This window comes from Mesorhizobium sp. M4B.F.Ca.ET.089.01.1.1 (assembly GCF_004022605.1).
Taxonomy (GTDB): Bacteria; Pseudomonadota; Alphaproteobacteria; order Rhizobiales; family Rhizobiaceae; genus Mesorhizobium; species Mesorhizobium abyssinicae.
This window is the reverse complement of sequence record NZ_RZOS01001597.1, coordinates 1-384: the sequence shown is the minus strand read 5'-3', so window position 1 is coordinate 384 and position 384 is coordinate 1. Positions and strand designations below refer to the sequence as shown.

At 65.9% G+C, this 384-nt stretch carries 1 pseudogene; it reads left to right on the top strand.

Annotated elements, in window-relative coordinates:
• Window positions 1–384 (top strand): annotated as a pseudogene (locus tag EN780_RS38430) (IS110 family transposase); the annotation flags it as partial.

Below are 384 nucleotides of genomic sequence, written 5' to 3'. Positions count from 1 at the left end.
CGCCAGTCTCGATGAGGTCATCGCGTTGCTCGTGCGCCAGAGCCGCAGGCTCGAGGGCGAGATCGCCTCGCTGATCGACGACGATCCGTTGTGGGCATGCCTTGACCGCGCCTTTCGCTCGCTCAAAGGGATCGCCTCCCGTAGCGTTGCTCGCCTGATGGCCGAGTTGCCCGAGATCGGCATCCTGTCCAACAAAGCCATCGCCAAGCTGGCCGGCTTGGCGCCGATCGCCAATGACAGCGGTAAGCGCAGCGGCCGAAGACCGGTGCGTGGCGGTCGCGCCGGGCCCCGAGGCGTGCTCTTCCTCGTTGCCCGCATCGTTGCCAAATACGATTCCGCACCTGGCCGCCTTCCAGCACCGGTTGCAGGCCGCTGGAAAGGAAA